Origin of the sequence: Kitasatospora sp. NPDC056531 (assembly GCF_042794375.1) — a bacterium.
In the GTDB taxonomy this organism is placed as follows: Bacteria; Actinomycetota; Actinomycetes; order Streptomycetales; family Streptomycetaceae; genus Kitasatospora.
This window is the reverse complement of the sequence record NZ_JBHTTU010000156.1, coordinates 1948-9207: the sequence shown is the minus strand read 5'-3', so window position 1 is coordinate 9207 and position 7260 is coordinate 1948. Positions and strand designations below refer to the sequence as shown.

The following is a 7260-nucleotide window of genomic DNA, read 5'->3' as shown; positions in this document are numbered from 1 at the left end:
GGCACCGGCAGGTCGACGGTCAGGCGGTCAGCGGCGGTGAGCCAGGTGTCGGTGGAGGTCGGGCTGGTCAGCGGGGTGGCGTGGCGGTAGAAGCCGGCGATCATCGCCTCCCGTCCGGGCAGGTTGAACTCGCGCCCGAGCGAGCGCATGATCGAGTTCTCGGTCGGCCGGTAGAGCCCCGCCGGGTAGTAGCCGCCGCCCTCGTACGTCCCGACCGTCCCGCCGTCCGGCGAGGCCTGGCCGAGCCAGCGGGACCACTTGACGCCCTGGTCGCGCATCCGGTCGGCGGTCAGCGTGCTGAGGTTGGCCTCCGGGGGCTCCTCGCCCTGGTACGTCCCCTGGCCGTCGTACGCGTACTCGTCGGCCAGCTTGCCCAGCGAATGCCCGGTCTCGTGCACCGCGATCTGCCCGGACTTGGCGTTGCCGCCCGCCACGGTGGCGATGCCCTCGTAGCCCAGCGGGGACTTGATGTCGTTGTAGCCCGCGCCGCCGTACTTGGCGCTGTTGGCCACCACGATCACCAGGTCCGCCTGCGGGGCCTTCGCGGCGTAGCGGTCGACCGCCTTGTCGTCCACGCAGAGCAGCCGCTCCACGCCGTCGCACCAGAAGTACGAGCCGAGCGCGGTGTGCCGGACCGTCGCCCGGTCCGGATCGCCGGTCACACCGGACTCGGGCGAGACGGCGGACACCGCCCAGACGTTGAACAGGCCGCGGTAGGTGGCGTACGGCTCGACGGCGGTGATCTCGCGCCACTTCTCGGCGGCATCGGCGCGGAACTTCTTCTGCTCCTGGGCCGTGTAGCCGTCGCCGATCACCACCACGTCCAGCTTGGTGGCGGTGTCGCCGTTGTGGACCAGCGGGGTGACCTCGCCGTCGCCGTCGCCCGGTGTGGTCAGGCCGGGGGTCGGGGCGGCGACGTAGGGGGAGGCGGCCGGCGCCGTGGTGCGGGAGATGCCACCATCCTCGGCGAAGACCTCCACCTGCTGCCGGGGCTGGTCCGTGCCCGGCGCGCTCCAGGCGGGGGAGGCGCCGAGGAGCGTCGCGGCGAGGGCGGTGGTGAGCAGGGCGGTTGCGGCCTTGCTCGCTGTCCTGATGGCAGTCCTGGTCGCTGTCCTGGTCGCTGTCCTGGTCCTGAGGTGCACGGGTGGCCTCCCGGTGGGCGATGTGTGGGAGATCCCTTCCCTTGTTCTAGACCTGACAACCGTTCAGTGGCTACCCGCGAGCGCCTCCGCCAGGACGTGGGCCTGCTCCTCGGTGATGCCGAGCGCGAGCGGGATCTGCCGGGGGCTGTAGTCCGAGGAGCAGACCGGGATCGGACTGCCGGTCGTCACGCTCCAGCGCGGCTGGTGCGCCAGCCCGGGTTCGTCCACCAGTCGCGCGGCCAACTCCCGGGCGGTCTCCGCCCGGAGGCCGACCGCGACCAGGGCCTCGGCCACCGCCCGCTGCGCCTCCGGCGGTGTGTCGGCGTCGCCCAGCACCGGAAGGAGCAGCAGAAGCCGCCGCGCCTCGTCGCAGAGCCCCGCGGGGTCGTGCTCGCCGGCGCTCCGCGCGAGGGCGGTCAACTCGCGCCACGAGAGCCCGGGGCCGGAACCGTGCGGACCGTGCTGCCCGAGGAAGCCCAGCCGGCCCCAGTCGGGGTGGTGGACGAAGAAGTCGATGACGCTCTCGTCCTCGAAGTTCTGGTACGCGACGCAGGCGGTGTGGCCCCGACTGAACGGCACCCGCAGCACCGGCCCCGGGGCCTCGGCATCGCCGAGCCGCTCCAGCATCGCGTCGTAGGCCTCCTCCGCGATGCCGTACGCCTCCGGTTCCTCGTCGCCGTGGCCCAGGGTCAGGAGGAGATGGGCGAGCCAGAAGGCGGGCTCGCGCGCGAGCTCCTCGCCCGCGCGCAGCTCCTCGTCCTCGTACTCGGGGATGTGCACCGCAGCAGTCATGCGGGGGAGCGTAGTGCGCGGCTCGGACAGGCCGGCGGGGCGGGGGTCAGAACTCCTCGAAGGAGGTGTACGTGATGACGGCCGCGATCAGCCAGAACACCACGGCGACGCTCAGGGTGACGATCAGCGGCCACTGGATGGTGATCAGGAAGATGGAGCCGATGCCGGTCGCGATCGTGATCCCAGCGGCGTACCCCAGGGCCATGCCCACCAGGTATTCGATGTCCCCGACCGTGCCGGTGGCGATCATGACCAGTCCGACCGCGATCAGCCCGCTGAACTCGGCGATCGCCAGGTACGGGGCGTACGGCGGCCGGGAGCGGTGCCCGTGGTAACTGAGCTCGAACACCTTGCCCTTCAGGATCTTCAGGTCCACGACGGTACCGGTGTCGACATCCCGGTAGAACGCCTTGCCGACGTTGTAGCGGCCGGTGGGCGCCGTCTCGCGGGCCACGGTCAACACGTAGTCGGTCGAGTCGGAGCTCGGCTCCTCCGACTTCTCCGTCACCCGGCCGCTCTCCAGCGTCACGCAGTCGTCGCTGGGCTTCGCCGCCGGGGCGCAGACCGGAGTGGCGCGGTACGCGCGGGCCTCCTCGAAGGTGTCGGTGAACTGGACGAAGCCGAGAACGGTGAGGGCGAGCCCGACGACGACGAGCACGACGTGGGCGGCGGGCCGGAGCCTCTCGCAGACGCTCTGCCTCCGCGGCGGCGCCGCGGGCTGCGGCTTGGGCTCCGGCTTCGGGGGCGTGTTGTCGACGGGAATCGAGTTCTCAGGCATCGTCACCGCCCAGTGTCCGTACGGTCCGCTCGTCCACGGCCATCCCTACCCGATGTAACCTTCCCCGGCTTCCCCGGCTTCCCCGGCTGCGGCGACTCGTCGAACGCGCGACCGGCCGCAATGGAGGCTATCGTCCGCTCGCTGCCACGCGGTGCGGTCCGGTGGCCGAGGGCAGGGTGAACCGCGGGGCCGGTGCGCCGGCGGCGAGGGCCCGGTCGGCTTGCCCGGAGAGGGCCAGTTCCTCGCTCGCGTGCTCCATGATCTTGCGGGCCGCGGCGGGGATCCGGGGGTAGCGCTCGGCGTAGAAGGCGTGAAGTTCGACGTTCAGGGTCACGGACTCCCTCGCTAGAATGGGCGTTCCAAGTTTGGACCTCACAGTAACTGGGGCGACGTCAACTTGGAACAACTATTCCAGGATGATTTGTGAGGGCTCTCCATGCCGGACGTCAAGCACTTCGACCCGGACGCGGCTCTGCGGATCGCGCAGCGCCTGTTCTGGCGGCAGGGCGAGGCCTCGACCGGGATCCAGGAGGTCGTCACCGCGACCGGCCTGAGCCGCTCCAGTCTTTACGCCACCTTCGGCGGCAAGCACGACCTGTACCTGGCCGCGCTGCGCCACTACGTCGAGCAGTGGTCGGTGCCCGCCTTCCACCGTCTCACGACGGACGACCGTGGCCTGCCTGCCATCGCAGAGTTCTACGAAGCACTCATCGACGTGCGCTGCACCGGGGAGTTCGCCCACTGGGGCTGCATGGTCACCAACGCCCAGGCCGGCCCCGAAGGCGCCGCCCCCGACGTGCGGGCCCTGCTGGAGGACCATCACCGGCTGCTGCGCGACACCCTGCGGGCCGCCCTCACCACCGCCCGCGAACTCGGACACCTGGACGACCGGGTCGAACCCGACGAAGCCGCCGAGCTGTTGGCACTGGTCGCGTACGGCGTGAACCTGCGCTCGCGGACCGGGGCCGACCCAGAGGCGCTGCGACGAACGGTGGCGACGGCGTTGGCGCGCCTCAATCAGCCCTGATAGCAGGTCACTCCCCGCAGCGCGGGGTGGGGGCTACCGGGCCGGGGCGGGCCCCGGCTGGTGTCAGAAGGCGTTCAGGGCGGCTTCGATCAGCGTCGCCACCGGCACGAGTGCGTCGCGCTGTGTCAAGCCGTCCTTTACCACGTTCTGGTACACGACGGCGAAGCTCCTGCTCCGCACCGTGTCGCTGACGAGGATCCCCTCGGACATCACGGTCTGGCCGGTCTTCAACGGGCCGATGCCGACCTTGCCGTGGGTGGCGACGAACTGTCCGTCGGGGGGCCAGATCGGCGGGGTGGTGGACGCGAAGAGCTTGCCGGCCCGGGCCATGAGGTCCTTCATGCCCTGGCTGCTCGTCGGCCCGACGAGCTTGTCGTCCGCCAGCAGCGTCAGCAGTCTCGCGAGCTGTCGCGCCGTGGTGCCCTGGGCGGTGTCCACGTCGTTGACGCACGGAATGCGCGCGGCCGGCCAGATCCCGGCGTAGTCGCCCGCCAGCCACAGTCCCTGTGAGGAGGTGCTGTCGAAGAGGCCGTCATCGGCGATCTTTCCGTCGAGGTACGGGTATCCCAGGCCGTGGATCGTCGTGGTGGCCCCCGGATCGTTCTGCTGCACCATCATGTCCTCGAACGCGCTCACCTGCGCCGGAGTGAAGTCGACGATGAAGTCTCCACCGGGGGCGCCGAGTTTGAGGACGGCCGAATAGTCGGGCCGCCTGTTCTTGTCCTCGGCGCGCAGCGCCGTCGACGCGTTGATCAACGACGGTGTGTGCGCGGCGATGTCAGGGTCGAAGGTGGCTTTCAGTGCGGCTTCGACGGCCGGCCAGGTTGTCAGCCCCTGGTCCTGGGCCAGCTGGTCGGCGCTCGCCCGCAGGTCGTAGGCCGTGTACATCGCCGCGGTCTTGATCAGGCTGGCCGAGTAGCACTCGTCCTGGTCCCGGATCGCCGCCCACGGATGGTTGAGCCCTCCCTCGAACCCGGTCAGCGCGACGACGATGACGGCCAGGTCGTCGACCGTCGGGGTACCGGCGTCCGACAGCTGCTGCCGCGTGCTGTCCAGGGCGTTCTGCATGGGCGGGTTGTTGTTGAACGCGAGCGGGTCGTCAACGGGACCCGTGAACAGAGGCATGACGGTTCCTCGGCACTCTGGATCCGTGCGTTGCGACGCGGTCGGCGCCTCGACGGGTCCTTCTCAGGTCCGGCGCGCCGGCCCGCGCTCCGAACGGGCTGCCATGTCCAGCCTCACCCGATCGGCGGACACGTGCAACTTGGCGGCGGTGCCGCGTTGTGCCCCGGGGGCGGCCGGCTGCACGCAGCGGTGCAGCAGCAGTCGGACGTGCTGCTGCACGTTGTCCCGCTGCCCCGGGTACAGCAGCGCATGTTGTCCCGTCTACCGGTCGTGACCAGGCACCCGGCGGTTCGGCGCTGCGTCCGCCGGAATGAGGATGCTCAGGCGCGCGGCCAGCTGTTGCGGAAGTTCTCCACCGCCTAGGGATCGATGGAGGCCTTGTCGGCGAGCAGCGCGGCGGCTTTGTCCACTTTTAGGGGACAAAGTTCGTCCGCGAGTTCAGGCAGCTGTCCGGGGTGTCGAGCGCCTGGCGTGGCTGGACTACTGCGCCCAGCCTCCCATGGTCGGCGCGGTGCCGATCAGGCACTCGATGCCGGTCGGGAATCCAACGAGGGCGTAGGCAGTCAGGCGCAGGTGGCCCTCGAGGCAGACCAGGTTGTCCTGCCTCTCGCCGACGAGGATGAGCGGAGGAAAACGCTCGCCTCTGATGAGCGCCCGGGCTGCGTCGACGAACGGTTCGTTGGACACGTCGAACGCCCGTAGCCCCGCCTTGATGCGTGCGGCCGCGTCGGTCGGCCGGCGGCTGCCACCCGACAGTTCGACCCAGTAGGAATACTCGAGGTAGCGCACGTTGGCCGCCTCGTCGGCGGACAGGAGTGCCCTGGTCCACGTGACCTGAGTGGGGAAGTTCTCGAACAGGTCGCGGTTCTCGCCGTACCCGCGTGTCGCAGCGAGCAGAGCGCGACGTGCGAAGTTCGCTCCAGCGTCGGAGAGGTCCGGATAGGTCAGCAACTGCTCGGCCTGCCCGGCTGTCGCGAGGTGGGAGCGGAGGTTTTGGCCGAACCTCCGGCTGGACAGCTCGCCGTGCAAGAAGCAGGCGACCATCTCGTCCTCACTGCTCATACCCAGTACCTGCACGGCCGTCAGCATAGGACCGACCCCGCTTGCCGGCACCGCCCGGGCAACTCCGTCACTTCGCGTCACCGGCCCACCTGACCCAAGCCAGCGGTCGAACCGGGTAAAGTGGTTCAGATCGTCCTCTGAGCTACTTGTCAGGTGGTTCGGCATTCTTCAACGGCACCCCGCACAGGCACGCATCAGGTCGAGGGTCCGCTGCGCAGCCCCGTTCATCCAGGGGTGGGTGGGGTCCTGGAAGTCCCTCGTCGTGTCTTCGTCCGTGCTCCGCTGGCGGTGTCGGCCGGGGGCGGAGGCACAGCGGTGGCCGGCCCCAGGTCGGCAGTCGCCGTCCACTGCTGTGACCGGCAACGATCACCGGCATGAGTACTCGGTGCCCGACGCCTGGTCTGTGAACCATGATGAGGAGATGACTGCCGGCTCACGTGCTCATTCGTTCAACTCGGCGGCCGTCCAGTACGAGGCGAGCCGCCCGTCGTATCCGCCCGCGCTTTTCGACGCCGTCGAGGAGTTCATGAGCCGTTCGCTGGTGGGTGTCCGCGTCGCGGACATCGGTGCGGGCACTGGAATTGCGACCAGGCTCCTGTGTGAGCGGGGTGCTGACGTCATCGCCGTCGAGCCTGGTGATGCCATGGCGGTCGAGTTTCGTCGGGTGCTCCCGGATGTGCCGGTTGTCCGGGGTGACGGTAACGCCCTGCCGCTTGCCGATTCCTCGCGCGACCTCATCACGTACGCGCAGTCATGGCAGTGGACCGATACCAGCCGTTCGGTCCCTGAGGCGCTGCGCGTTCTGTGCTCGGGTGGCGCGCTGGCAATCTGGTGGAACACCACCGCCTTCGACGTGCCGTGGATCCGTGCCCAGCACGAGCGCATCGCGCACCACTGTGGAGTTCCCGCGCATTCCGCGGTGCGTCCCGATGACACCGAGGCCATCCGGCTTGCGGGATTGAGCGGGTTGCGGGTCACGCGCCGACAGATCCGCTGGCAGCGCAAGGTCTCTCTCGACACACACCTCGCCAATCTCAGCAGTCGCTCGGCGTTCCTTGTCCTCGGCCAGGCCACAAACCGGGCCTTTCTTGCCGAGGAACGCAGGCTCCTGAGGGAGGCTTTCCCTGCTGAGGTCGTGGAAGAGATCTACGTCGTTGATCTGCTGGTAGCCGCTCGTCCGTGATGTCTACCTGCCTGTCAGGCTGCTGGGGCGACGGCTCGGCGGCCCCGGCGGATGCCTTTCTCGCCGCGGATGCGGGCGCGCTCGCGCCGTTCGGCGGCCAGCACGTCGGGATGGCGGCCTGTCCGGGGGCCTGCGGCCTCAGTCCCGTCTG

The 7260-nt window shown here is 69.6% G+C and carries 8 protein-coding genes; 2 read left to right on the top strand and 6 right to left on the bottom strand.

What is annotated here, in order from left to right:
- The 4 genes from ACFQ87_RS42580 to ACFQ87_RS42565 all read right to left on the bottom strand — a co-directional run.
- The coding region (locus tag ACFQ87_RS42580) for a M64 family metallopeptidase (protein WP_380616339.1) at window positions 1–1142 on the bottom strand (1142 nt) is incomplete at its 3' end.
- 63 nt (window positions 1143–1205) lie between these two features.
- A complete protein-coding gene (locus tag ACFQ87_RS42575) occupies window positions 1206–1934 on the bottom strand; it encodes a hypothetical protein (protein WP_380616338.1) in 729 nt (242 codons plus the stop codon).
- Between the two features lie 46 nt (window positions 1935–1980).
- Complete coding sequence (locus ACFQ87_RS42570) at window positions 1981–2718, bottom strand: hypothetical protein (RefSeq protein WP_380616337.1); 738 nt, start codon at window positions 2716–2718, stop codon at window positions 1981–1983.
- Window positions 2719–2839: 121 nt separating this feature from the next.
- Window positions 2840–3046 carry a hypothetical protein gene (locus ACFQ87_RS42565; RefSeq protein ID WP_380616336.1) on the bottom strand — a complete coding sequence of 69 codons (207 nt, stop codon included), beginning with the start codon at window positions 3044–3046 and terminating at the stop codon, window positions 2840–2842.
- A gap of 102 nt (window positions 3047–3148) precedes the next feature.
- On the opposite strand from ACFQ87_RS42565, the gene ACFQ87_RS42560 reads away from it, so the two are divergent.
- Entirely contained in the window at window positions 3149–3739 is a 591-nt protein-coding gene (locus ACFQ87_RS42560; protein ID WP_380616335.1) for a TetR/AcrR family transcriptional regulator, read from the top strand.
- 63 nt (window positions 3740–3802) lie between these two features.
- Here the strand turns inward: ACFQ87_RS42560 and ACFQ87_RS42555 are convergent, their stop codons facing one another.
- Together ACFQ87_RS42555 and ACFQ87_RS42550 are read right to left on the bottom strand one after the other, a co-directional pair.
- A complete protein-coding gene (locus tag ACFQ87_RS42555; protein WP_380616334.1) occupies window positions 3803–4864 on the bottom strand; it encodes a hypothetical protein in 1062 nt (353 codons plus the stop codon).
- A gap of 480 nt (window positions 4865–5344) precedes the next feature.
- Window positions 5345–5926 carry a hypothetical protein gene (locus ACFQ87_RS42550; protein ID WP_380616333.1) on the bottom strand — a complete coding sequence of 194 codons (582 nt, stop codon included), beginning with the start codon at window positions 5924–5926 and terminating at the stop codon, window positions 5345–5347.
- A gap of 421 nt (window positions 5927–6347) precedes the next feature.
- Here ACFQ87_RS42550 and ACFQ87_RS42545 point away from each other — a divergent pair, with 421 nt between their 5' ends.
- Complete coding sequence (locus ACFQ87_RS42545; protein WP_380616340.1) at window positions 6348–7109, top strand: class I SAM-dependent methyltransferase; 762 nt, start codon at window positions 6348–6350, stop codon at window positions 7107–7109.
- The last annotated feature ends 151 nt before the right edge of the window (window positions 7110–7260 follow it).

Excerpts from the sequence above, each read along its gene's own strand:
- ACFQ87_RS42575 (WP_380616338.1), bottom strand. The coding sequence starts at position 1,934 with ATGACTGCTGCGGTGCACATCCCCGAGTACGAGGACGAGGAGCTGCGC.
- ACFQ87_RS42560 (WP_380616335.1), top strand. The coding sequence starts at position 3,149 with ATGCCGGACGTCAAGCACTTCGACCCGGACGCGGCTCTGCGGATCGCG.
- ACFQ87_RS42555 (WP_380616334.1), bottom strand. The coding sequence starts at position 4,864 with ATGCCTCTGTTCACGGGTCCCGTTGACGACCCGCTCGCGTTCAACAAC.
- ACFQ87_RS42550 (WP_380616333.1), bottom strand. The coding sequence starts at position 5,926 with ATGAGCAGTGAGGACGAGATGGTCGCCTGCTTCTTGCACGGCGAGCTG.
- ACFQ87_RS42545 (WP_380616340.1), top strand. The coding sequence starts at position 6,348 with ATGACTGCCGGCTCACGTGCTCATTCGTTCAACTCGGCGGCCGTCCAG.